The organism is Paenibacillus sp. CF384 (genome assembly GCF_900106745.1).
Classification (GTDB): domain Bacteria; phylum Bacillota; class Bacilli; order Paenibacillales; family Paenibacillaceae; genus Paenibacillus_Z.
Map to the genome: position 1 here is coordinate 1 of NZ_FNNV01000005.1, position 24072 is coordinate 24072.

A 24072-nucleotide genomic window follows, 5' to 3' on the forward strand; every position below is an offset into this window, starting at 1 on the left:
AAGGAGGCTTAACGCCCTTCGACCTCCACAAACCAACCCTAAAACCAAAGAGAAACCCAACGTTTGAAAAAAAACGTTGGGTTTCTCGACATTCTGAGGCTGCCAAATGGCAGCCTTCTCTATGTTAAATATTCGAAAACTTAGCGAATCGCTGCTTGTACATCTTCTCGAGACCAAGCGAGATCAAATGGAAGCCCAGTATAAACACCGTATAGACAAGAAGCGGAATGAACAGCAGCCATTGGTTGATATCCAAATTACTGCGTGCTTGGCCGATCAATCCGCTCCATTCGTTCGTGCGGCTGATGTATTCGGGCAGTTCGGGCCACGGATTGATGTAAACTATCGTACCCCCGACGAAGATATGGAAGATGGCCAGCTGTCCGCACAACTCCAGGATCAATACGATCTCTTGAACAAACAGGATAATGAAGCTTTCCTTTAAGTGAGGGAGCAGATGCGTCCGGATGATAGTCCATTGGCTTGCTCCGATTGACTTCGCGGAGAGGATGAACTGCTTCTCGCGAATGACCATCGTCTTCTCTTTCACCGTAGAGGCGACTGTCGGGATGCCGACAAGCGCCATAACGATAGAAAGGATGAGCGTCAGCTTAAGAGGTGAAGACGCCGGATTCATGGAAATGCCGATCATGATCATCCATACAATAATTAAGATCGGAATGCCGTTTAACATATTCCAGATCGGAAGACGGCCAGCTCTGGAGGTCTTGCTTGTTCCCAGAAAACCAAGCAGCATCCCCAGCACACCGCCAATGCATATGCGGGTTAGCGCAATCGATACCGTTGCTATAATCGTATATTTCGCCCCGTCCAGCAGCTTCGCCATCAAGTCTAGACCGTATTTATCCGTTCCAAAGGGATAGGCGGCTGACGGCGGGCTCGGCGGCGCAATAAGCGTGGCTATGCCATTCTCGTCGACCTGATAATCGACAGCAAGATGTTCGTTTAGATCATGAGGAGCGATATAGTGGCCGAAGAAGGAAGACAAGATAATAAGAACTGTAATCGTCAGACCGGCCAACAACGTTCTGTTCATCGTACAAACACCTTCTCCCAGCCGTAAAGCAACGCTCTCAAGATGGCAAACATAATCACATAGAGCAGCAGCATCGTGAAAATGCCGTTCACGACCAGGTTGTACTGATAACCTTCATAGGCATAAGCGTTGGAGAATACCATCAGCGTCACGCCGTTCAGATTGTATAAATATTCGAAGATGAACAAATTACCGAACAGGATTCCCATAAACTTATGCAAATCCGCTTTGACAAAAGGCAATACGTTAGGCAGTGCATGGAAGAAAATAATATAGCGTTTACCCAGCCCTCGTGCTTTCGCAAAGCTGATATAGTCTTCCGTCAGCGTCTGACTCATATGAAGCGCGACATTGCGAATCATATAGATCGCAGGAATGATGATGGCCGAGATTAGCGGCAGCGCGACCGCCGGATCGTCGGTCGAAAAGCTTGCGACTTGGAAGACAATGAGCCCCGTCTCATCCGCGATGACTACGATCAGAAACTGCAGCAGCAAGACGATGACGAAATCCGGCAGCACGCCGAGCAGTTCCAACAGGCTCTTAAGCCATCGCGCGCGCGTAATCGCAAAATAGATGCCAAGCAAAATGCCGATCGTCATGCCGATAGAGGCGCCGACAATCATATAGGAGAAAGTAAGCGTAAAACTGCTGCCGATTTGCTCCAAGAACGAGTGCTCGGTCCTGCCGGCCAGGTAGATGAAGCTCTGCCCATTGGCAAGGCCATCGATGTAGCTGACCAACCGCTTCAGTCCCTCTGACCAATTGTAATGCAGCGAGCCGTCCACGTAGCTTTGCTGAAGCACAGCGGGAACCATGGCAAATGCAAGGACGAACATCAGAATCCCCAGAATAATCGCTGTGTGCGACGTAAGTTTTGACATGCTGCGACCCTAATCCTTTCTACAAGAATTCATCGCCGGTAAACGCAACGAGCGAAAGAATGAACAGCAAGGAAACAAGCACAAACACACCTAAGCAAATCGTAGAAGAAATTTTCTGCGAACGCGGTGATACCGTAACGCCCCAGCTAATCAGGAATGCCCAGAGACCATTGCTGAAATGGAACACAGCCGACAATACGCCGATGACGTAAAGAATGAAATACACCGGATTCACGGCAATGTGATGCATGGTCGAACCGAGCTCCTCATGGGTGATATTACCCAAGTAAATTTGAAGCCGCGTATTGAAGAAATGCCAGAAAACGAAGATAAACGTAAGAACGCCCGTAATGCGCTGCAATGTGAACGCCCAGTTACGCTCGTATTTGTATTGTCCCGCGTTCAAATTGGACTGAAAAGCCATGTACAGTCCATAAATAGCGTGAAACAAAATCGGCAGGTAGATCCCCACAATCTCTAGCAACGGCTTAAGCGGCAAGCTGTTAATGAAATGCACGTAGGTAGCGAAGCCTTCCGGTCCACGCTCAAACGCTTGAAAGTTGATCGATACATGCACAAGAATAAAACCTCCGAGAGGAATTACACCAAGCAGTGAATGCAATTTGCGCCAGTAATAGGAATTTCTTTTCATCATTTCGCCTCCCTATAAATGAAACGATTCAGAGCGCTCATCTGTGACACGAGCTTCGACATTTATCATGCCACCAGCGCACAAAGAGCAATCGGCAGATTACATAGCCCGATTGCTCTTTGTGTCAAATAAGGGGATAACTTCAATATGGAAACACCATAATAAGATGAATATTTGTTCTTAGACAGGCGGTGCGTCGTATGACCTCAAATCTAAATCAAGCATTGCGAGACACTTCTAAGTCATCCGATTTTCTGCAAACAACCCAGCTTGTGCAAGATACCCTTATTCATTTTACTTACTATAAAACGCTCATCAGCCAAGAGCAATTTCACCATGATATACTCCCTTTTTTGCAATTTCCGGAAGATACAAGCTTACATCTGCATGATGTGCAAGCCCTGATTCCAATTACAGGAACCACGATCTCTTCCAGCCTAGATGAAGTCCTTAAAGCCTTAGCGCAGGGCTCAATCTTCATTCAATTGGATGCCGAGCTGAACGAAGGACTGCTCGTAAACCTCGCGGACGTAAAACTTGGCCATCGTGATCATAATGATACCGAGAATGAATACAGCGTACTCGGGCCGAAGGTCGGTTTTGTCGAATGCATAGATACCAACTTGTCTTTACTGCGAAGAGGGCTTGTAACCGAAAAATTAATATTTGAAGAACTCATCATTGGTTCGATTTCAAAAACGAGAACCGTTATCGTTTCGTTGGATGGAGTCACGAATCCCCAGCATGTAAATACGGCTAGGCAGCGACTGTTGGATCTCGATTTTGACGTCGTGTTTGAAACTTCCCTGCTGGAATTACTGATTACCGACAACTCGAATTCACCTTTCCCGTTGTTCTTGTCCAGTGAACGTCTGGACAGAATCATGTATGCCTTGATAAACGGAGAAATAGCGATTCTATGCGACGGTTCTCCTTCTATTATTACGGGACCTACGAGCCTATTCAGCTTCTTCATTTCTCCCGAAGATTACTATTTGCCATGGATTATGGGCTCGTTCTTTCGTCTCATTCGTTATTTCGGCATCACTTTTTCAATTCTGGCTACCTCCTTATATGTTGCGATTCTTACCTTTCATTACACCGTCATTCCCCGTGACCTATTGGGTCCGATTATCGAATCCAGATCGAACGTCCCTTTCCCTCCGATGCTGGAAGTGCTGTTCTTGGAAATAACCATCGAGCTGCTTCGCGAAGCCGGCTCCAGATTGCCTACAAAAGTCAGTCAAACGCTTGGCATCGTAGGCGGCATCATACTTGGACAAGCAGCCGTGCAAGCCGGTTTGACCAGTAATATCCTGCTCATCATCGTGTCTCTGTCGGCGCTCGCTTCCTTTACCACGCCTATCTTTAAAATTTCGAACACGATCCGATTTTTGCGTTTTCCATTGATTATCTTGGCGTCCTATTGGGGCGGATTAGGCATCGTCATTGGGTTAATGTTGATTACATGCCATTTATTGCGTTTGAAATCGCTGGGAATGCCCTATATCGCACCCCTGTTTCCTTTTCGTCCTAAAGGTTTCAGCGACAGTTTCATACGCTCTTCCTTCACCCTTACTTCTAAACGATTCGCTACTCTGCGCCCGCTCTCGACACAAAGATATACCGTTAAGAAAAATAAGGATATCGGAGACGACTATAACAATGAATAATGTTGTGCGGCTAGGAGGATGAAATCGTGACAAGAAGGACTATCCCCGCTCTTATCTGCTGCTGCTTATTATGCGGATGCGCGCAAGAGCGGATCATTGACCGCATTAATATTATTCAGAGCATTGGAGTAGACAAGGAAGGGGAGACCATTAAGATAAGTGCTTCTTTGCCTTCCTATATAAAAGGCGCTCGTGAACAAGCCTCCCCGATAACCGCGGAGTCTAACGTCACGTACGGGATATTCACAGCCTTGACCGCCAAGTCTTCGCAGCCGATCGAAGTCGGTCAAATGCGCACCTTGGTCCTCAGCGAACCATTCGCCCGGGAAGCCATTGATGAGTTTGCCGAGATTATCAATCGAGAATCGATCAAAAGCAGCAATGCTACGATTGTCGTAACCAAACAAAACGTCAACTCCATTATTGCCGACAGCTCGAAGAAGCCTCCGTTCTACTTGTCGGAGCTCATCGAACATAACATGAAACAGGGAAACACGCCGAAGACCAATTATCATTCCTTCTTAAATCAGTATTATGGAGAAGGACAGGATCTGTATTTGCCCGTTATCAATAGAGACAACGGTTTATTACAAATGGATGGCATTTGCGTCTATAAAGGGAACGAGCTCAAGCTATGGTTAACAGCCGAAGAAGGCTTATATCTAAAGCTGCTGACAGACAAAGCATTGACCGGCGAATATGATTTCAAGCTAGGTCCACAAGAGATGTACTCCTTGATCATTCTGCGCGGAAAGAGAAAAGTTGCCATTGCACATGACGGAAAAACGAAGATATCCCTTCGATTGTCCATAGCGCTTAGAGAGATTCCGAAGGCGATTAACGTTCAGAAACAAGCCGATTTGCAGAAAGTAAAAGAACAAATCGAGACGAAACTATCTTCGGAAATCACGGCGCTGCTAACTCGATTACAGAAGAACAAGGTCGATCCCGTCGGCTTCGGAGAATACTATAGATGGCAGCATAGAACGTTTAACGCGAATCGTTTTTATAACAAAATCTACCCGAATCAAGTGTTCGAAGTGAAAACGAAAATTATTATTACATACTCAGGGGTTGGGCAATAGTGCAGAAGCTCGTAAAGGAAAACTACACGATTTCCGGATATTTTGTATTTTTCTTAATCGGCACTTCCCAGGCTGCCGCTAACATCTTTAATTTTCAATGTCTGATTGCCGTTCATGCCGAACAGGATGCTTGGATATCCATTATGCTGATGGGTTTGAGCTTGCATCTGATCGTCTGGATGGTGTTTAAGATGCTCGGTAATCCGGCGAAAGACGTCATTGATTTGCATCGAAGGATCTTCGGAAGGATCATAGGGAATGCCATTTCTCTGCTATTAGTCGGATACTACTTCTTGATGTCTCTTTATTTCCTGCGGTCTTACATCGAAATCATTCAAGTGTGGGTGTTTCCGAATATCCGAGCATGGGCGCTGGCAGCGCTCTTCAGCTGCATTATTTACTATATCGTATCCGGCGGGTTCAGGGTTGTTGCCGGCTTTAACTTCTTTTACTTGGTCCTGCTTCCGCTGCTCTTCTGGCTGTACTTCCCGATTCGACAAGGCAATTTCCATCATCTATTGCCAATGCTTAATCACTCTATTGTTGAATTGCTGAGAGGCTCCAGAGCTGCCGGATTTATTTTCTTCGGACTTGAAGCATTGCTTATTTACTTTCCTTTCTTAAAATCGCCTGAAAAAAACGTGAAATGGGCGCATCTGGCCGTGTTATTCTCAACGCTCAAATATATGGCAATCATGATGGTAACCATCATGTATTTTAGTCAGGGGATGCTGAAACATTCGCTATGGCCTACTTTAGCCATGACGAAAATTACGGAGCTGTCCTTCTTTGCAAGGTTTGAGTTTGTCTTTATATTTGTTTGGCTGATGATCATCATTTCAACGGTTTGCATCCCCATTTGGTGCTGTACGAGAATTATGAAGAGGGTTGCCTCGTTTAAACCCGGACTGTCATTACCGATTCTATTGGCAGCCCTTTTCATTGCCTCTCTTATGTTTAACGAACGAACGAAGATCACTGCATTTGGAACGTTTATAAACGATATCAGCTTTTATTTCAATTTTGCCTATATCCCGATTCTGTTCATCATCTCTTGCTTGGTCATAAAGTCGAATTCGACAGGGGGGCCTCTTTCGTAACGATGCTTTAGTCGGTCTGTATCCCGTTCCCTCCAAACACCACATTACTGCAGGCCTGCAGCCGAACAGCCTCTTCCGTCTGGCTTAACACCTTACCGGATGCGGGTACGACAAGCTCATTATTCAGAACATGCAAGCCCGAAGTGCTCTTAGCATGCAAAATATCACCTGCGATCATTTCGAAACGGTTATCTTCAATCCGGACATGTTGATGTACCGGCTGTTCGGCACTGCCCTCTCGATTCTCCGGAGCAATTAGAATGACAGGATGATCCTCATTGCCGCAAGCCAAGAATCGATTCTTCCTAATCGTTACATCTCGAACCATGCCGGACTCGAACCAGCTCTCGGCATCATCGGCGATTAGAATCGCGCTCATGCCTGTCCGTTCAAATCGGTTGTTCTCGATGACAACCTTTCGTCTGGTCGTAACCAAGATGCCGCGCGTCGGAATACAAGCAAACCGATTGTTGTCGATGCTAACCTGCGGCGTCCATGTGACATTCTCGACTACATCGTGTTCCTCGATCGAATCCGGCACCTGCTTGTCCAAGGTGAGCTGCCAATCTCTGGCATCCATCCTACTGACCTCTTCAACCGTATGGCAGGAATAAGGAATTAACGTTCGCGCTCGAATAAACTCCACCACATCACCGGTGAAGAAAGGCTCGAAACCGTAGGTTTGCTCATGCATAAATCGAACGACCACTTGGTTCCGGGACGGACGATCCACGATTCGCAAATGGGTGCCATGCACGTTAATGGCGTCATCATGCGCCCCTTCAAAATCGCTGTTCTCGACGCGGATGAGGCCGCGGCATCCCGAGACATGAATCAAATCCGCAAATCCTGCGCATGTCCGGCCGGATTCGGGGCGAGGCTTCATGTTCATCGCATCGAATGCAACGTTCTCGCTGAACTGACACACAATGCCAAGCCCATGCATGTAGTGTATGCCGACCTTTGACCATGTTACGTTCCGACTGCGGACCACGAAAGAACCCACTTGATCGCGGATACCATCGCGCAGCTGAAATACGTTACCGACTTTCGTATCCGGCATGTCCTCGGCATAATGCAACCGCAAGCGCTTCGGCTCTAACTCTTCTACTTTCACGGCGTCCATGATGGGATGCTGCGGGATACGCCTGATCGTATTGTTCGCCGGATCATATTGCGCAGCCGGTCCTCCTTGGTATCGCCAGCCTTCTCCGACCCAGGACAACACTCCGTGTTGATCGAGCTCATACCAAGAGTCCGGCTTGACGCGAACATCCAGATGATGGCAACCTACTGATTCGACGACCATCTCCGACATGGTCGCACGCTCGAAATCGATCGATAGATTGCGAATCTGAATGTTATCACAGCCATCGATGACTAGCGGCGTCATTTTCCCATGGAACACAAAGAGCGAACCGTTGCCATCCAGCGTAATGCCTTTCATGCCTTTCAACAACAGCCCGATTGTCTTGCTTACATCCGGATTCTCGGATTCGCTCGCTGTGTTGGTTATATAATAGGGCACCTTCGCTGCATGCTCGGGATAGAAATCGTATCTGCCCTTCGCGATGGATAGGGTTACCGGACTATCGTACGCATTCAACTGCTCTATCGCCTGACGGAAATACGGCACGGCATCTACTCCGAGATCCGGTTTCAGCCCAACATCCAACATATGCACGGTATTCTCCATTACTTATCCCCTCTCTGCGCCTCCAATTTAGCCCTTCACCACGAGCGTAGTCACGCTTTCAGCTTTAAACGTCCACACACGCGGAGTTGCACCTGTGAATACGCGCTCCAAATCAGAATCTGCAGATGTTTCGTAAATTTCTGTACTCGTTCCCTCTCCATCCGTACCGATATCAATGCCAGAGGTAACATTCTCTTTGCTGTTGTTAACGACCACAAGCGTTACGCGCTCTCCACCGTTGTCGGTAAACGCTGCAACCTTCAGCTCTGAATGATCGGAGTACGCCTCGTTTCTTACATCGCCGGGGCGAATGAATTTAGTATAATTTCCGAATGCCCATAGCCGTTTCGTTTCCTTGATCCGTCCCTCTGCCTCATCGACATAAACCAATCCGTCTCGGAAGTCGTATTTGGACACGGCGATCCAATACTGCCACGAAGTTACGCCGCCAATGGTGATATCCTCATGGACAAGATTAGCTAGATTCAAAGCGGTTTCCATGCCATAGTCTGCTCCGCCCTCCATTTCGGTCCACTCCGACATCCAAATGCTGAGGTTCGGCTGCTCCCGGCGAATAAGCTCAGTGAACTCTTCTTTGTACACGGGATTGGAAACATGCGGAACATACGAATGCACGGCAATATTGCCGAGACGGCTCATGAGCTCCTTATCCTCAGCCAACTTGTAATAGTACATCCTGGCGCTTGTCCATTCTCCCGCTTCGATCGCGGATATGCGGACAGGCAGCCCTTGCTCTTGCAGTTTACGGTCTAAAGCACGATAGACGAGCAAACATTCCTCAGGCGTGTAATGACAGCCTTCTTGTCCGTTCTCTGCATTCCATAACCACATCGGCTCATTGATCGGGGAAATCCATTCCACAGGCAAACCTTCGACTTCAATCAGATGCTTGACGACATCTATGAGGTACTGGGCGAACTGCTCTTCCATGCCTGCGCGGAAATTCGACTTCCCTTCTTGATGTCCGGAGGTCATCCCGCTAATCGTCATTCTAGGTGTTGGACTATTAGCAAACGCTACAATTTGCTTGGCACCTTTCTCTACAGCCATCTTCATTACCGCCAGAGCTTGCGCGTCCCTGCTCCAGTCATATTGTCCTTCGGCCACTTCGACACTTTCCGCGCGCCGCCACGCATCCTCAATTTCCTCGCCATCACCGGCTCCGATATTGTGACGATAGATCGTCATGCCGATTCCTTTGTGGGGATCATAAAACAATTCCAGTAATCGAGCCAATTCCGACTCCTGCCAGCTGCCCGTGTGCTGTGCCCACCATGCGCCTGAAGCACCGAAGCCCTCCATGCGTTGTTTCTTGTCTGCCTGTTTGATTTCAATCCGAAATGCTCCCATACGCTCACCTTATCTCTCAATAGAATGTGCTTTGCGTTCTCATCACGGTGCCTCAAGCAGAATACCGGTAAACAGAATCTCGATCATTTCTTTCAACGCTGCGTCGTAGGTCAAATTCATATCCAGCAAGAACCGGTCCTTCAACATGCGATCCATTGTCCCCACGATCATTTCCTTCAGAATCAAGGGATGAATCGGCTTAATTCGCTGCTGCTTTATCCCTTCCTCAATTAAAGCCAAGGTCTGATCCCAATCCGCCTGCAGATGGCCTTCGATCTCCGCGAACAGCTCCGGGTACGTCTTCTCGATTTCGTAAGCGCGCCTGTAATCGAGCACATCTGAGAATGCCGGCATGATCGGAATCACGCGCTTCAGCTTCTCAATAACATCCAGGGAGGCATCCGACAATACCCGCTGCTCTTGTTCCTTTATACTTGCAAAAGCTTCTTGAATAAACAGGCGAATAACATCTTCCTTATTGCCTATTTGCTCATATAATGTTCGTTTGGAGATGCCTAGCTTGGCAGATAGGTCATCCATGGTAAACCGAATCCCTTTCTCGTCGAATGCCTCTATAGCCGCTTTCATGACCCGAGCTTTTAATTCCATCCTGCTACACTTCCTTTACCACTTCACTTGTAAAAGCGTTTGTAAACCAATAAAACTACATTGGTTTTCTCAGTTTTATATCCAAAATAGCATACCTTTTAAGACTATACAAGACATCTTTCACCGAAGCTTGATTCATGTATGGAACTAAAAACCGAATAGGTGTCCATACTATAGAGGAACCGTATATCTAGATCTTTGCTGAGGACGTGAACGTACATTGACGACGAAATCTGTACCGAAAGAACAAACGGAACGCGAAGGAAATGCTCTGTTTCTAACCATGAAAATTACCGCATGGGTAGCGTTTATTATTGGCGTGGTGTTGTGTCTCAGCAACTATGAGAATTTCAGCGACAGCAACAGCTCACTAATGACCGGGATCGGCTGTTTGGTCGGCAGCGTGTTCATCTATACGATTGGCACGGCAATTAGCCTTGTGCAGAAACGCAAGGCGGAATCCGAGTAAGTAGCTTCATGTTAGTTAGCTTCGGGGCTGTTTCCTTCTATGGAGGAGCGGCCCTTTCTTGCGTAGATTAGCCTTGCAGCAATGGCGGCTGTAATATTGATCCGCATTCCGGGGAAAATTAAGTTAATCCAAGGTGATGGTTAGGAGATGAGAAACTGTTGAATATGTCCAAGTTCATTCGGCTGTTGACCACAAGCGGCGTCTTGGCAAGCACCGCCTTGTTTGCATCGGGCTGCAAGTCCATGATCGTCTTCGATCCGAAAGGGCCAATCGGCATGCATCAGCGTGATCTAATCTATTTTACGATGCTGCTTTGCCTTATCCTATTGGTTCCGGTGTTGATCATTACAGCCTGGATCGTTTGGCGCTTCCGCGACAAGAAGGGGAACAACGCGCCTTATCAGCCTATATGGTCTCACAGCACCAAGCTCGAGATTACCTGGTGGAGCATTCCCATCCTTGTCATTCTGATCTTAGCCATTGTCACTGTACGGTACACCTACATGCTGGATCCGGCTAAACCGATTACGTCGGACAAGAAGGCGATTACGATCCAGGCAACGTCACTGGACTGGAAATGGCTGTTTCAGTATCCGGATCAAGGTATCGCCACCGTCAACCATCTGGTCATTCCCGAAGAGACGCCGATTAAGTTCGAGCTTACCTCAGACGGTCCCATGAACGGTTTCTGGGTGCCCCAGCTCGGAGGGATGATCTATACGATGTCCGGCATGGCGACGACGATGTATCTTCAAGCGGACGAGCCCGGTAATTATATGGGGACCGGATCGAATTTTACAGGCCGCGAATTCGCGAAGATGGGCTTTACGACCAAAGCCGTTCCACAGGCGGAATTCGATCAATGGGTGGCGGACGCGAAAGCCGGTGGGAATGCCCTGTCCGAAGAGGGCTATCAAGCGCTTGCCAAACCGGGGACTTCAGACAAAATGACGTTCGCTTCCATCCCGTCCGGCTTATTCGAGCGTATCGTCCACGTCTACTCCATGAGCCGCGGCGCACCTCCGGGTTATACGCAGAAGGCGCAAACACTCAGCGGCGAGAAGGCCATAGAGAAATCGGAAGGCGGACAGCTGCCGCCCGGAAACAATGCGCAAAAGGATACACCGGACGACTTTGAAAGCTTCGGCTCCGGGCACTCCCATCATAAATTAGACAACAAACACATGTATCATGGCAAATGAGAGGAGAGGCTTCCGTGATGGACCAAATTAAAGATTTCGTCTCGTGGTTCTTTGTCACAGGCGACCCGTTAATTTATGGCGCGGATGTGGCGATATCGCTGACGACGGTGGCTATTATCTTCGTGCTTAGCTATTTTGGCAAATGGGGCTGGCTATGGCGGGAATGGCTGACGACTGTCGATCATAAGCGCGTCGGGATTATGTACATCATCGCTGCGCTGCTGATGCTGTTCCGCGGCGGCGTCGATGCGCTGATGATGCGGACGCAGCTCGCTTTTCCCGAGATGAAGTTCTTATCGCCGGAGCACTATAACGAGGTGTTCACCACGCATGGCGTCATTATGATTCTGTTCATGGCGATGCCGCTCATGTTCGGCTTATTCAACATCGCCGTGCCGCTGCAGCTTGGCGCGCGCGACGTCGCATTCCCGTTCCTGAACTCGCTTAGCTTCTGGTTATTCTTCTTCGGCGCCATGCTGTTCAATATGTCGTTCGTAATCGGCGGTTCCCCGAATGCCGGCTGGCTGTCGTATCCGCCGCTGTCGGAGATGACGGGCAGTCCCGGCGTAGGCGAAGACTTCTATATTTGGGGGATTCAAATATCCGGGATCGGATCTCTGATGACAGGCATTAATTTCATTGTCACCATCGTTAAGATGCGTGCACCGGGGATGACATGGTCGCGGGTGCCGATCTTTACTTGGTCGGTACTTTCCAGCTGCATCGCGATTATTGTTGCCTTCCCTGTGCTGACGGTAACGCTTGCGCTGCTGTTCCTGGATCGTTTCTTAGGTGCGCATTTCTTCACGATGGACGGCGGCGGGAACGCCATGATGTACGTCAACCTGATCTGGATGTGGGGCCATCCGGAGGTCTATATTGTCGTTCTGCCTGCCTTCGGCATTTTCTCAGAAGTGGTGGCAGCCTTCTCGAAGAAGCGCTTGTTCGGCTATGGGTCCATGGTGTTTGCGATGATGAGCATTAGTCTGATGGCTTATTTCACGTGGCTCCATCACTTCTTCACGATGGGCTCGGGCGCTAACGTCAACATTTTCTTCGCCATATCCACGATGATTATTGCGATTCCTACAGGCGTGAAAATTTTCAATTGGCTGTTCACCATGTTCCGCGGAAGGATCTCGTTCGCAACGCCAATGCTGTGGACGATCGGGTTCATTCCCTGTTTCGTCGTGGGCGGCATGACCGGCGTGATGCTCTCGGTAGCGCCTGCGGATTTCCAGTTTCACAACAGCTATTTCCTCATCGCTCACTTCCATCAAGTCCTCATCGGCGGGGTAGCTTTCGGATACTTCGCGGGTTTGTATTACTGGTGGCCGAAGATGTTCGGCTTCAAACTCAATGAACCTATCGGCAAGTGGGCGTTCTGGATATGGAACATCGGTTTCTATGTCTGTTTTATGCCTCAGTATATCGTCGGACTAGACGGCATGACGCGCCGGATCAATTCGTACGACTGGGATACGGGCTGGTGGGCCATGAATTTCACATCGACCATAGGCGGGTTCTTGATGGGGCTCGGCTTCCTATTCCAGGTATGGCAGATCGCGCACAGCATCAAGTTTATGGAGAAGGATACGACCGGCGATCCGTGGGGAGCCCGTACGCTGGAATGGTCCATTCCCTCGCCCGCGCCGCTCTATAACTTTGCGACGACGCCTCTCGTAACGGACCGGGATGATTGGTGGGAAGAGAAAGAGCGCATCGCCGCAGGCAAAATGCCTAAAGACAAACCGGCGCTCGAGCCTATTCATATGCCGAAGAATTCACCGATTCCTTTTATCCAATCCATCTGCTGGTTTACGGTCGGCTTTGGGCTTGTGTTTCACTGGCTCTGGATCGCGATTCCCGGTTTCATCGGCATTGCGCTGACGATGCTCGCTCATTCGTTCAACTACGATACCGATTACTATATCCCTGTGGATGAAATCAAACGCACGGAAGCCAATGCAAGGGGGAGTATCTGATGGCGCACGCTCATGCGCACGAGGGCGGCCATGATGGCCATCACGATCTGGAGGAGCTCCGCAAATTCGGCTTCTGGATCTTCTTGATTACCGACTGTATCTTGTTCGCGACTCTGTTTGCCACTTATCTCGTGCTTCATGAAAGTACTGCAGGCGGACCGGATGCCAAAGAAATTTTCGAGATGCCCGGCGTCATCGTCGAAACGTTCATCCTTCTAACCAGCAGCTTCACTAGCGGTTTGGCTGTTCTTGCACTGAATGCGGGAAGCCGGAAAGGACTGATAGGCTGGCTCGTTGTGACGATTCTGCTCGGTGCCTGCTTTATCGGCATGGAAGTGACTGAGTTTCTGAAGCTCATCCACGAGGGCCATACGATTCATTCCAGCGCGTTTCTGTCGGGCTTCTTCACGCTTGTCGGTACGCACGGGCTGCACGTCTCGCTCGGTATCTGCTGGATCACCGCGTTGATCATCCAGCTAACCCGGCATGGCATTACGCCGGTAACGCAGCGAAAAGTACATATCACCAGCTTGTATTGGCACTTTCTGGATGCCGTATGGATCTTCGTATTCACATTCGTTTATTTGATGGGAGTGATGTGAGATGGCGCATAACCATGCTGCCGGGCACGGCGATCACGGGCACCAAGCCGCACACCACGGCTCGCTCAAGGAGTACGTTATCGGCTTCGGGCTCTCCATCATCCTGACCATTATCCCGATCCTCGCTGTCATGGACGGCTGGTTCGGGAAAACGGCAACGATCGTAGTTTTGCTGACCACTGCAGTTCTGCAATTTGCGGTGCAGCTTCTATTCTTCATGCACTTGCGAGAGGAAGAAGGCCCGCGTTATAACCTCATTACGCTCATCCTCGGCTTGATCATCGTCGTGGTCGTCGTCTACGGTTCCATTTGGATTATGGACCATAACAAAATGTATTAGACGCAGAAGACGCCGAAGAGCCGATGCCTTCCCCATTGTTGGGGTCGGCATCGGCTCTTCTGGCTTCCATCTAGGTTAGCGCAATTATTGGAGACCTATGATTAGCGAGTCGACGAATTTCTCGCTCGCTGTTCCAAGGTCATATGAGGAATCCGAAAGGCACCATGTGATAAGAGCTCCCGTCAAGAAAGAGAACAAATAATGCACGATCTCTTCTACGGATAACTCTTGTCGGAATATGGACTGTGATATTCCCTCTTCAATCGCATTATATAATAGTTCCTGCTTAATGCAGTCTGAGAAGAACGAAGGTTCTGTTGATTTCTGCGATAGGAGGACTACGAACGTCAGTTTAGTAAGTTCTTCCCCGACGATTAACGGAAAGCCCAGCGCAACCATCATAAACGTTCTAAGTTTATCGACCGGAGAAGCATGTTCATTATCCTCGATATACTTCCCGAATTTCTCGTCCATGTACTCGGACATATCATCTCGGAATAACTGTCTGACGATGTCCTCTTTGGACTTGTAGTGAATATAGAATGCCCCTTTAGAAAGGCTGCATGTCTCGCAAATTTCATCAACCGTAACGTTGTTGTATCCTTTGCTCAGAATGAGTTCCTTCGCTACGGTAAAAATCTTTTTCTTCGTGGCTTTCCCCTTCAGGTAGCGACTCGTTTCTTTTTCCTTCATCCCGTAACCCCTCCACAATGATAACTATAACGTATAGGTTTTTGGTTAGTCAAAGCTTGCTCGGGGGGAATTGACAAAACAAATATGACTGAAGTATACTGACTACAGTCACATTGACTGCGGTCACTTTTATAAGGACCGAAACAAATCATAAGAAAGAAGGTCGTTCATCATGAAAATTTCTATCCTAGGTACAGGTCATATCGGAGGTAGTCTTGCCCGGACCTTCAGTCGTAAAGGTCATACGGTTACGATCGCCAATTCGAGTAACTCCAAAGCTTTGCACGAATTAGCTACCGAGACGGGAGCTACTCCGGCAACGGTTCAGAACATCGCACAAGGTGCCGACGTTATTATTCTCTCCATTCCTACAAAGGGAATTCTCGATTTGCCTTCGGAATTCATCAATAGTATCGCACCCGAGACGATTGTCATTGATACCACCAATTATTATCCTTTACACCGCGACGGAGCCATTGATGGCATTGAGAACGGTTTGCTCGAAAGTCGTTGGGTGGAGCAACAAATCAAGCACCCGGTGATCAAAACGTTCAGTGCCACGAATTGGTATAACTTCACGGCAGAAATTCAGTCGGAACTACCTAGCCGTCTGGCTTTGCCCGTCTCCGGCGACGACCCTGCAGCTAAGGCACTCGTATCCCAATTGGTGACCGAGGCTGGATTCGATCCGGTCGATGCTGGCGGACTGGATGAATCCTGGCGTCAACAGCCCGGATCGCCGGCCTATTGCACCGATCTCGGCGTAGAAGACTTGCGTAAAGCCTTGTCTCAAGCGACTAACGTGCGGAAACCGGAATCGTCGGGTGTCCGCTCGAGCCAAGAAGAACTGGCTACGGCGCGGGAGATGCAAACCACGTTCTTTCAAACCTTCACCAAAGCCATTGAGGTTCTGATGGAATCAAACCAGTGGTCGGAAGCAGCGGCAACGAAGCGTCTGGTCGCACAATTTATGACGGGTCAATCACCAGAGGCTGTCTTTGGATTCATATTCGAGCACAAACGGCTATCCTAAACTAACGGCATAGGGGTTACGACTTCGGTCGTCGCAACCTGACAGGTACCCATGCACTGGCACTTTAACAAAGTGTCACGTGCATGGGTACTTTTATGTGGAATAAAAAAAGCTGGCTTCGGTATCATACATCAAACCGAGACCAGCTATTGAAGCTTCATCTATACAATTCCAGTTAGAACGCCTTAGCTACTTCACGCGCTTTGCGGATCGACTTATCTATAATCGTCTTCGCTTGGTCAGAAGCCGAAGCCGTGCCCTCGACAAAGATTCCTTCTAAGTTCGGAACGCCAAGGAATTTCATAATGACATTCAGGTGGCGATGTCCCATTTCGAATGCGGCAAAATCCGATCCAGGCGACAATACGCTTCCGCTTGCTTGGATATGAACGGCTTTTTTGCTGCTCAATAATCCGACCGGACCTTTACCTTCCACATATTGAAATGTTTTCCCGGCAACGCAGATGGAATCGATATAGGCCTTCAATACGGGCGGAAACGAAAAATTCCATATCGGATTCACAAAAACATATTTATCGGCTTCCACGAATTGATCCACGAGCTCGTTCAAACGCGCGATTTTGGATTGTTCAGCAGAAGATAACGCTTTTCCTTCTCCCGCTTTCTTCCAACCGTTCATGACATCGGCATCGATCTCCGGAATGCTCGATTGATAAAGATCAAGGTGAATCACTTCATCGTTAGGATTTTCCTTCTGGTAAGTCTCTATAAAAGCAGCGCCGACAGACATACTATAGGATGACTCTTGGTTTTTGGGATGAGCCGTTATATACAACACTTTCTCTTTTTGGCCATTTCCATTAGATGAGCTGAATATTTTTTTGAGAAGCTGGATCACTTTACTACGACTCCTTCAATACTTAGAATGTTTTTGCAATGTTCCAAGCTTGTTGAATGGCATTTTCTTTAATTTGACGCGCTTGGTCTGACGCTGCTGCCATGCCTTCTACGAAAATGGCTTCAAAGCTAGGAACACCGATGAATTTCATGATCACATCCAAATGACGATGACCGATTTCAAAATCAGCATAAGCGGAGCCTGGGGACAATACGCTGCCACTTGCTTGAATGTGAAGGGCTTTTTTGTTGCCCAGAAGACCGACAGGACCTTTATCCGTATATTTAAATGTTTTTCCTGCAACGCAAATCGAGTCAATATAGGCTTTCATGACCGGAGGGTAGGAGAAGTTCCAAGTCGGGTTAACGAAGACATATTTATCGGCTTCTACGAATTGATTCACAAGCTCGCCAAGTCGAGCGACTTTCGCTTGTTCCTCGCTTGTTAATTGATCGAATGCCGTACCTGCTCCTAATTTCTCCCATGCGCTAAATACATCAGCATCGATGCGCGGGATATCCATCTTGAACAAATCGAGATGTACGATCTCGTCGTTAGGATTTGCAGCTCTATAAGCCTCAAGAAATTGTTTGCCAACCGCCAAGCTATATGAAGCTTCGGTTTCATTCGGGTGTGCAGTGATATACAGAACAGTAGACATAATATTAATCCTTCTTTCGTTTTTTTATTCGGATTTTATCCGTTTACGATTATTAACAAAGTGCGTATTGCTGCTTTGTTAAGCTTCTTACTTTTTGTATGTTACTATAGATAAATATTAGTCGTCAATGATATTTTCTTCCAGCTCTCTCAATTGTCGTATCCTCGCAATTTCGATCAAATCACCTATAATTGAAACGCAAAAAAACGGATTAGCTATTTGCCATCCGTTTCATGGTTCATTTTGTTGCAACAACTTCTAATAATAAGGGCAATCAAAGCGGCTCGATCGTCACCGCGCATACTTTGAAGCCAGGCATCCGACATGTGGGATCGAGTGCCTGATTGGTGATCTTATTCACGTTTTGGGAGTCGCCCCAATGCATCGGTACGAATACGGTGTCCTGCCGGATGTCTGTCGTCACCTTACTGCGAACGACGATGCTGCCGCGGCGCGAAGTTATCCGCACGAGCTCGCCATCCGAGATCCGGTAAGCCTTAGCCGTCTTCGGATGCAGCTCTACGAACGATTCCACATCACGGGCTGCCAAGGAGTGACTGCGGCGCGTCTGTACGCCGGTCAAATACTGCGACAGCACGCGGCCTGTCGTCAGATAGAGCGGGTAGGTCTCATCCGTCAGCTCGGCCGGCATATGATTGTCGACCGGAACAAGCTCCGCTTTGCCATCTGCATGGGCGAATTGCCGCTCGAACATCCGCCCGGTATTCGCCTCGCCCGGGGACGGACATGGCCAGTAGACCCCTTCCTCAGAGCGAAGCCGCTCATACGTAATCCCGTAGTAATCGGCGATGCCGCCTTGGCTTGCTACTCGTAGTTCTTCAAAGATAGCTTCGGCACAGTCAAATTCAAAATACTGCCCGCGGCCCAACCTACTTGCGACATCGCACAGAATTCGCCAATCGTCACGCGACTCGCCGAGCGCCGGACGACTCGCTTCACGCAGCAGCACACGTCCTTCTAAATTCGTCATCGTCCCGGTATTCTCCATATAGGAAGTGACCGGAATGACGAGGTCAGCCAGACGAGCCGTCTCTGACATGAACATATCTGCAACTACGAGGAAATCGAGCTTGCGCAGCCCTTCTTCGACAAAATTGGCGTTCGGATTCGATACGATCGGGTTTGAACCCATCACGAACATGCCCCGAATCTCCTGCGCATGCACCTTCTCCATCATCTCATACGCGGATACACCTTTCCCAGGCAGCTCCTCCGGCTCAATATTCCATACGTTCGCGATATACGCACGGTCGACTGGGTTCTCTATCAGTCGGTAGCCCGGCAGTTGGTCGGCCTTCTGCCCGTGCTCGCGTCCGCCTTGCCCGTTGCCCTGACCGGTCACCGCACCATACCCGGAGCCAGGTTTACCGATCTTGCCGGTCATTAGCACCATATTGAGGAAGCTGCGCACGGCCATGTAACCATCCGTCTGTTGTTCGACACCGCGTGCCGTGAATACCATTGCGGTACTCGACTTACCGTACGCGATTGCAGCCTTGCGGATATTTGCAACCGATACCCCTGTCAGCTGCGCAATCTCATCCAAATCTAGCGCATCAAGGTGTGCCTTCAGTTCCGAGTAGCCTTTCGTCCGCCCCTGCACGAACGCTTCATCCAGCAGCCCTTCCTCAAGCAGCACCTTCTGTAACCCGTTCGCGAGCGCGGCATCCATGCCCGGCTTCACCTTCAGATGCAGATCGGAGACCCGAGTCGTTCCCGTCTCGCGTGGATCGATCGCGATAATGAAGGCACCGTTCTCTTTCGCTCTTGTAAAATAAGGCATGAGCGTCGGCTGACACTCCGCGATGTTCGTTCCGGCGAGAATGATGCATTTTGCCAGAGGAATATCGGACAGCGGATTGGTCAGCCCCCGATCGATGCCGAACGTCTTGTTGCCGGCCGATGCAGCCGCAGACATGCAGAACCGTCCATTATAATCGATATATTTGCTCCGCAGCGCAACACGTGCGAACTTGCCGAGCAAATAAGCCGATTCATTCGTCAGCGACCCGCCGCCATACACGCCGACCGAATCGCGGCCGAATTGCTCCTGCAGCGCGGCGAACCGCTGGCCGATGATCTCAAGCGCATGATCCCAGGAGATCGGAACGAAGTGCTCTCCTTCTCTGCGCATCGGCACTGTCAACCGTTCCCGGTGAAGTGAATGCTGATAAGCATTCATCCCTTTAATGCAGAGCCGCCCTTCGGAAGCCTTGTTCATCTTCGGCTCCACGGTATAGACCGGTCTGACGGCTCCCGGCTCCCAACGCTCCGTCACCAACGCCTTGCACTGAACGCTGCAGAACGGGCATTGTGTATCCATTACTTTTATGACAGGAGCCGCGCCAATTACCTGATCCTGCTGCTGCATCATTTTCATTGCCATTTCCCCCGATCAATAGGCGGCTGCCGATTATTAATGTTAGATTGATCCGCTTAACACTTCAGCTACAGGGATCACATGTTGAGCGGCAGGTACATTCGCCAGCAGATGATCCCGATAATCGCCATTGAAAAGTCCTTCACGGAGCGGAATAAGGCCTAACCGATCCATCCACTGCCATGCATATTCGCCATACTCCGCCTCTTCGCGGTACCATAGGGCGAAAGCGGCCGCGATGTCGATTGCCGCTTCATCACTGCAGCATACGCCTATCAGCTGCGGCGTCCGCAGCTCCTTGATCCGGCTGCCGCCGGCGTAGATCTCCCAGCCTGCCGGCGTGCCAACAATTCCGAGGTCGGCGGTCAGCGTACCTGCGCGATGCATCGGACTGCCGGACACCGCAGCTGAGAATTCAGCCGGAAAGGCAAGACCTTCGAGCATCCATTCCAGCCTTGCGCCCATCTCCACCGAATCGCGCCAGACCCTCGAATCATACTTCGGAACTGCACCGGTAAGGACTGTTCCAAGCGCATTGCCATAACGCGATGCTGCCAGCGGCATAGCCAGCGCAGCACCGACGGCGGCAACCTGCTCCACCGCAATTCCCTGCAAATCCAGGCCGCCCGTGCTCGTCAGCTTCACATGCGGGATGCTGAAACGTTCCACGACTTCGGCAATGCGCCGCAGCTGATCTGCATTCGTAAGTCCGCCATACATGCGCGGCATGATCGAATAGGTGCCGTCAGCTAGTCGCGAGAACGCAAGGCTTCCGTCTTTATGCGCCGCATCAGTACCAGAAGAATTCTCAGACTTCATCTTTCGCGAGAAAGCATGAACTCCCAGATAATACGCTAGAGCTGCGTGACATACGCCGCAGCCGTTCTCCGTTTGCCAGCCGAGTGAACATCTTACTCCAGCCGCATCCATCTCGCTGCTACTGGCAATCGCCTCGCGAAGTTCGCTGTGGCTCAGATGGGTACAGCCGCATACCGTTACCTTCGGCGGCTCAGGCTGTTCCTCGTTCGCAAGCGTATACTCCAGAATCGAGCATACGAGCGGCTTGCAGCCGCCGCATGAGCTGGAAGCTTTCGTGTAGCTGCGCACTTGCTCGAATGTCTCCAGACCGTTCTCGCGGATTGCCGATACGATTGCGCCTTTACTTACGCCATTGCAGGAACAAACGGTATCGTTGCCCGACATGGCGGCGATCGCTGCCATATCCGCTCCGCCACCGCCCGAGCCTTGCTCCGCATCCTGTTCCAATATGGCCGCATCCGAATGCTGCTTAATATAACCGAGCAGTTTACCGCCTTCTGAGCTGTCCCCGAACAAGACAGCGCCGACGACTTTGCTGTCTTTAACGAAAATCCGCTTGTACGTGCCTTTAATTCCATTGGACAATTTATAAGATGCATCTGTTGCGCTGTCTCGGATCTCGCCGGCCGAGAAAACATCTACGCCCGATACTTTCAGATGGGAAGCGAGAATCGAGCCCTCGTACCCTTCTGTCTGCATCCCGCAGATGTGCTTGGCAAGCACTTTCCCCTGCTCATATAGGGGAGATACCATGCCGTAAACCATGCCGCGATGCTCTGCGCACTCCCCAACCGCATACACATCCTTGATACTCGTCTGCATAGTATCGTTGACGAGAATCGCCCTATCAATCTCAAGTCCGGCTTCTGCGGCTAGTCTGACGTTCGGGCGAACGCCGACTGCGATAACGACCAGATCCACGCTTATCGTCGTACCGTCCTTGAACAGCAGTCCTTCGACCCGTTTCTTGCCGAGAATCTTCTCCGTCTGCTTGGTCAGCAGGAAATTCATCCCCTGCTTCTCGAGCTCCCTGCGCAGCATGCTAGACGCTTCGCGGTCCAGCTGACGCTCCATCAAATACTCGTTAATGTGGATGACGTCGACCTGCATGCCAAGATTGAGCAAGCCGCGCGCCGCCTCCAATCCGAGCAAGCCGCCACCGATTACGGCAGCGCGGCGATACGTTTTGGAAGCCTCAAGCATGGTGTTGCAGTCTTTAATATCCCGAAATGCGGTAACGCCGGGCAAGTTGGCGCCGGGTAACGGAAGCATGAACGGCAGGGAACCCGTGGCGAATAGAAGTTTATCGTACGGGGCGACTACTCCGCTGCTGCTGATCACCTGCTTGCGCTCGGTATCGACGCGGACAACGGGATCGCCGGCATGCAGCGTAATGCCGTTGTCTTTATACCACTGCCAATCGTTGATCGTTATGTCAGCCAGCTTCGTATCTCCCTGCAGGACTTTCGACAACATAATCCGGTTGTAGTTCGGATGCGGCTCACTGCCGAAGATCGTCACCGAGAATTCGTCCGGTTCCAGCCTCAGGATCTCCTCGACACATCGAACACCAGCCATACCGTTACCTATAACAATGAGCTTCGTTTTCTTCATTACCGTTCCCCTCCACAATCCAGACCAAATCGCGGCATACCTCTCTCTCTTTCAGAAGCGCAGAGCGCTATACCGCGTGAGTCGCCTCTTTCTCTATGGCAGGGCGTATGGTCCACGCATTGAATCCAAAACATACAGCCGTAAAAACCAACAACAAGACGAAACCATTTACGTACGACCCGCTTGCGTCGTGAATGAATCCGAGCAGCATCGGCGGGAAGAAGCCGCCAAGTCCGCCTGCGGCGCCAACGATGCCGGTTACGGCACCCGTATCTTGCGGCGAAACCTCCGGTACCATTTTGAACACGGCACCATTACCGATGCCGAGGAACATTGCGCCGATCAGACAGCCTGCCGTGAACAGCGGGAGCCGATCCAGCGATAATGTCATGATGAATGCGGCAATCGCGAAGCCGCTGAACACGACGGCCAGCACGCGGCGCGAGCCGATACGGTCCGCCCATAAGCCGCCAAGCGGACGGATGAGTGTCGCTAGCAGGACGAACAACGCCGTCCGAAAGCCCGCCTCCGTCGCCGAAAGCACGAATTGTTCTTTCAGAAGCGTCGGCAGGTACACACTGAATGCAACGAATCCGCCGAATGTCAGGAAGTAAAATAAAGAGAGCAGCCAAGTCGATCTCTTGCGGAGCACCGCCATCGACTGCTTGAATGTTTTGACCGATGCCGGTTTAGGCAGATCTTTCCCCAGCAGCCAAAAGCCGATTGCCACCGCGCCGATCATAATCGCCAGACTGCGGAAGGTCGCGCTCATTCCCATCTGCGCATGCAGGAGCGGAACGCCATAGCTTGCCGCCGCCACGCCGAGATTTCCAAGCCCAGCAAGGCCAAGCACAAGACCTTGTTTCCGGGGAGGAAACCACCGGGATACATAGGTCAGCGAGATTGCAAAGGTCGAGCCGCCCATACCTAGGAACAGCGCGCAGAGCAGCAGGACCGAATAAGATGAAGCGAAGCTGGCTGCCAAGAGCGGCACGATCAAGAACAGCATCGTTGCCGAGAATACGCGCCTTCCGCCGTAGCGGTCAGCGTAGATGCCCATCGGAATGCGCATCACGGAACCGAGGAGCACCGGAGCTGCGATCAGCACGCTCGTCTGGAAACCGGTCAGCTGATACAGCTCCTTGAACTTGACAGCAAGCGGAGAAAACAGATTCCATATAATGAAGGACGCCGCCATGGCGATCGTCGATAACAGTAACGCCTGAATCGGTCTGTTCTTAGGCACGCACATGGCTCCCCCTTCTTC

The 24072-nt window shown here is 50.2% G+C and carries 21 protein-coding genes; 9 read left to right on the forward strand and 12 right to left on the reverse strand.

Annotated elements, in window-relative coordinates; all coding sequences use genetic code 11:
• Window positions 1-124: 124 nt before the first annotated feature.
• From BLW29_RS10560 to BLW29_RS10570, 3 genes are read right to left on the reverse strand one after another with little or no spacing between them, the layout of a single operon-like run.
• Window positions 125-1057 carry an ABC transporter permease subunit gene (locus tag BLW29_RS10560; protein ID WP_090979165.1) on the reverse strand — a complete coding sequence of 311 codons (933 nt, stop codon included), beginning with the start codon at window positions 1055-1057 and terminating at the stop codon, window positions 125-127.
• On the reverse strand, window positions 1054-1941 hold the full coding sequence (locus BLW29_RS10565; RefSeq protein WP_090979168.1) for an ABC transporter permease subunit: 888 nt from the start codon (window positions 1939-1941) through the stop codon (window positions 1054-1056). The genes BLW29_RS10560 and BLW29_RS10565 overlap by 4 nt, the downstream gene beginning before the upstream one ends.
• Before the next feature lie 19 nt (window positions 1942-1960).
• Window positions 1961-2593: a succinate dehydrogenase cytochrome b558 subunit gene (locus BLW29_RS10570; protein ID WP_090979171.1), complete on the reverse strand. Its 633-nt coding sequence runs from the start codon at window positions 2591-2593 to the stop codon at window positions 1961-1963.
• Window positions 2594-2793: 200 nt separating this feature from the next.
• Between BLW29_RS10570 and BLW29_RS10575 the strand changes: the two genes are divergently transcribed.
• Genes BLW29_RS10575 through BLW29_RS10585 form a run of 3 tightly spaced genes read left to right on the forward strand, consistent with a single transcriptional unit; the run spans window position 2794 to window position 6451 of the window.
• Window positions 2794-4266 carry a spore germination protein gene (locus tag BLW29_RS10575; protein ID WP_090979174.1) on the forward strand — a complete coding sequence of 491 codons (1473 nt, stop codon included), beginning with the start codon at window positions 2794-2796 and terminating at the stop codon, window positions 4264-4266.
• A 26-nt stretch (window positions 4267-4292) separates the two neighbouring features.
• On the forward strand, window positions 4293-5351 hold the full coding sequence (locus tag BLW29_RS10580) for a Ger(x)C family spore germination protein (protein WP_177186573.1): 1059 nt from the start codon (window positions 4293-4295) through the stop codon (window positions 5349-5351).
• Entirely contained in the window at window positions 5351-6451 is a 1101-nt protein-coding gene (locus BLW29_RS10585) for a GerAB/ArcD/ProY family transporter (RefSeq protein ID WP_177186574.1), read from the forward strand. The genes BLW29_RS10580 and BLW29_RS10585 overlap by 1 nt, the downstream gene beginning before the upstream one ends.
• 7 nt (window positions 6452-6458) lie before the next feature.
• On the opposite strand, the gene BLW29_RS10590 is transcribed toward BLW29_RS10585, so the two are convergent.
• The 3 genes from BLW29_RS10590 to BLW29_RS10600 are packed head-to-tail and all read right to left on the reverse strand — an operon-like array spanning window position 6459 to window position 10127.
• Window positions 6459-8147: a right-handed parallel beta-helix repeat-containing protein gene (locus BLW29_RS10590; RefSeq protein ID WP_090979182.1), complete on the reverse strand. Its 1689-nt coding sequence runs from the start codon at window positions 8145-8147 to the stop codon at window positions 6459-6461.
• Window positions 8148-8174: 27 nt separating this feature from the next.
• The gene (locus BLW29_RS10595) at window positions 8175-9518 is read right to left on the reverse strand and encodes a glycoside hydrolase family 30 protein (RefSeq protein ID WP_090979185.1); all 1344 of its coding nucleotides are present in this window, start codon (window positions 9516-9518) and stop codon (window positions 8175-8177) included.
• Window positions 9519-9560: 42 nt separating this feature from the next.
• Window positions 9561-10127 carry a TetR/AcrR family transcriptional regulator gene (locus BLW29_RS10600; protein WP_090979188.1) on the reverse strand — a complete coding sequence of 189 codons (567 nt, stop codon included), beginning with the start codon at window positions 10125-10127 and terminating at the stop codon, window positions 9561-9563.
• A 220-nt stretch (window positions 10128-10347) separates the two neighbouring features.
• Between BLW29_RS10600 and BLW29_RS10605 the strand changes: the two genes are divergently transcribed.
• The 5 genes from BLW29_RS10605 (at window position 10348) to cyoD (ending at window position 14725) form a co-directional block, all read left to right on the forward strand.
• Window positions 10348-10596 (forward strand): hypothetical protein, encoded by a 249-nt coding sequence (locus BLW29_RS10605; protein WP_090979191.1) that lies wholly within the window; start codon window positions 10348-10350, stop codon window positions 10594-10596.
• A gap of 164 nt (window positions 10597-10760) precedes the next feature.
• A complete protein-coding gene (cyoA, locus tag BLW29_RS10610) occupies window positions 10761-11798 on the forward strand; it encodes a ubiquinol oxidase subunit II (protein ID WP_090979646.1) in 1038 nt (345 codons plus the stop codon).
• Between the two features lie 17 nt (window positions 11799-11815).
• Window positions 11816-13783 carry a cbb3-type cytochrome c oxidase subunit I gene (locus tag BLW29_RS10615; RefSeq protein WP_371264701.1) on the forward strand — a complete coding sequence of 656 codons (1968 nt, stop codon included), beginning with the start codon at window positions 11816-11818 and terminating at the stop codon, window positions 13781-13783.
• A complete protein-coding gene (gene cyoC / locus BLW29_RS10620) occupies window positions 13783-14385 on the forward strand; it encodes a cytochrome o ubiquinol oxidase subunit III (protein ID WP_090979196.1) in 603 nt (200 codons plus the stop codon). The genes BLW29_RS10615 and cyoC overlap by 1 nt, the downstream gene beginning before the upstream one ends.
• 1 nt (window position 14386) lies before the next feature.
• Window positions 14387-14725, forward strand: a complete 339-nt coding sequence (gene cyoD, locus BLW29_RS10625) for a cytochrome o ubiquinol oxidase subunit IV (protein ID WP_090979199.1) — start codon at window positions 14387-14389, stop codon at window positions 14723-14725.
• A gap of 84 nt (window positions 14726-14809) precedes the next feature.
• Here cyoD and BLW29_RS10630 read toward each other — a convergent pair whose 3' ends face one another.
• Window positions 14810-15418, reverse strand: coding sequence for a TetR/AcrR family transcriptional regulator (locus BLW29_RS10630; RefSeq protein ID WP_090979202.1), 609 nt, complete (start codon window positions 15416-15418; stop codon window positions 14810-14812).
• A 172-nt stretch (window positions 15419-15590) separates the two neighbouring features.
• On the opposite strand from BLW29_RS10630, the gene BLW29_RS10635 reads away from it, so the two are divergent.
• On the forward strand, window positions 15591-16451 hold the full coding sequence (locus tag BLW29_RS10635) for an NADPH-dependent F420 reductase (protein WP_090979205.1): 861 nt from the start codon (window positions 15591-15593) through the stop codon (window positions 16449-16451).
• Between the two features lie 175 nt (window positions 16452-16626).
• Here BLW29_RS10635 and BLW29_RS10640 read toward each other — a convergent pair whose 3' ends face one another.
• From BLW29_RS10640 to BLW29_RS10660, 5 genes are all read right to left on the reverse strand, one after another.
• On the reverse strand, window positions 16627-17289 hold the full coding sequence (locus BLW29_RS10640; RefSeq protein ID WP_090979648.1) for an NAD(P)H-dependent oxidoreductase: 663 nt from the start codon (window positions 17287-17289) through the stop codon (window positions 16627-16629).
• A gap of 43 nt (window positions 17290-17332) precedes the next feature.
• Entirely contained in the window at window positions 17333-17971 is a 639-nt protein-coding gene (locus tag BLW29_RS10645; protein ID WP_090979208.1) for an FMN-dependent NADH-azoreductase, read from the reverse strand.
• A 274-nt stretch (window positions 17972-18245) separates the two neighbouring features.
• Window positions 18246-20366 (reverse strand): assimilatory nitrate reductase catalytic subunit NasC, encoded by a 2121-nt coding sequence (locus BLW29_RS10650; protein ID WP_090979650.1) that lies wholly within the window; start codon window positions 20364-20366, stop codon window positions 18246-18248.
• 48 nt (window positions 20367-20414) lie between these two features.
• Entirely contained in the window at window positions 20415-22805 is a 2391-nt protein-coding gene (gene nirB, locus BLW29_RS10655; RefSeq protein ID WP_090979211.1) for a nitrite reductase large subunit NirB, read from the reverse strand.
• A 67-nt stretch (window positions 22806-22872) separates the two neighbouring features.
• On the reverse strand, window positions 22873-24051 hold the full coding sequence (locus tag BLW29_RS10660; protein ID WP_177186575.1) for a nitrate/nitrite transporter: 1179 nt from the start codon (window positions 24049-24051) through the stop codon (window positions 22873-22875).
• Window positions 24052-24072 lie beyond the last annotated feature (21 nt).